Origin of the sequence: Achromobacter sp. JD-1 (genome assembly GCF_038594925.1) — a bacterium.
In the GTDB taxonomy this organism is placed as follows: Bacteria; Pseudomonadota; Gammaproteobacteria; order Burkholderiales; family Burkholderiaceae_B; genus Achromobacter; species Achromobacter spanius_C.
In genome coordinates, this window is record NZ_JBCGCS010000082.1 from 1 (window position 1) to 1,201 (window position 1,201).

Below are 1,201 nucleotides of genomic sequence, written 5' to 3' on the forward strand. Positions count from 1 at the left end.
CATCCTTGTATGGTGTAGGTGCGCCCTCTGCAGTGGGGAGGGCGCTGGGGTATGGGACGTCGTCATCCATCAGCCGGTAGGCGCCGGACTGCCACAACGAGAGCATCCCACCCCGCCTCACAGCGTCGATAAGGAATCTAGCGGCCAGGACCGCCGATTGATCGCAAGGTAACGCCCGAGGCGAGGCTACCCCAGCGGACTTAACGTATCGCAGGGAGAGCAATCATGCAAACATCAGGCTGTTTTATTGGGGTCGATGTCGGTAAGTTTGAGCTGCAAGTTGCCGGTCATGAAGGAAGGATTGTGGCGGGCGTGCTGCCCAACAATCGTTCCAGTATCGTCGGTTGGCTCAAGCGTTTGCCCGCCGGCAGCGTGATCGCGATGGAGGCGACTGGGGGCTACCAGGAGTTGTTGGCCCGCACGGCGCACGACCAGGGATTTGAGGTTTACGTCCTGAACCCTACCCATGTGCATCATTACGCCATCTCGTTGGGCAACCGGGGCAAGACCGATCGTCTGGATGCCGAGGTTATTGCGCAGTACATCGCACAGCGGCGTACAAAACTACACCGTTATGAGCCAATATCGCCAGAGCTGCAACAGGCCAAGTCGCTCCAGGCGCTTCGGTCAACGGTGGTGCGCGTAGGCACGTCGTTGAGGCTGTCCGCGCAGCGCCATGGTTGCGCCAGCAGCCATCAGAAGAAGGCCCTGGCAAGCCTGAACTTGTGGGCCGAACAGCTTGAGCGGGAGTTGATCGCCACGATCAAGGCCGACAGTGAGTGGGCCAAGACCTACGGCCTGCTGACTAGCATCTGCGGCATCGGCCCGATCAATGGCGCGGCCCTGACGACCTTGTTCAACCGGGTCCACTTCGCCAGCAGCGATGCAGCGGTGGCCTTCTGTGGGCTGGACCCCAGGCCGAACGAGTCCGGTAGAAAAACGGGCCGGCGGCGCTTGAGCAAACAGGGAGACAAGGCAGCCAGGACCTTGCTCTACAACGCGGCCAGTTCGGCAGCGCGTTCGATTTACTTCAAGGATTACTACGCCATGCTCCGGGCACGCGGCCTGGCTTCGACGGCAGCCTTGGTGGTGATTGCGCGCAAACTCTTGCGCATCGCCTACGGGGTCTGGCGCACTGGTCAGTCCTTCGATCCTGGGAAATTGCGGCCGGTTATGGGTTGACCCAAACCATAGAATCTCG

The 1,201-nt window shown here is 60.7% G+C and carries 1 protein-coding gene; it reads left to right on the forward strand.

Annotation, left to right across the window (positions count from 1 at the left end):
- Positions 1-225 precede the first annotated feature (225 nt).
- Complete coding sequence (locus tag WBR68_RS31315; protein WP_127183044.1) at positions 226-1,182, forward strand: IS110 family transposase; 957 nt, start codon at positions 226-228, stop codon at positions 1,180-1,182.
- Positions 1,183-1,201 lie beyond the last annotated feature (19 nt).

Excerpts from the sequence above, each read along its gene's own strand:
- WBR68_RS31315 (WP_127183044.1), top strand. The coding sequence starts at position 226 with ATGCAAACATCAGGCTGTTTTATTGGGGTCGATGTCGGTAAGTTTGAG.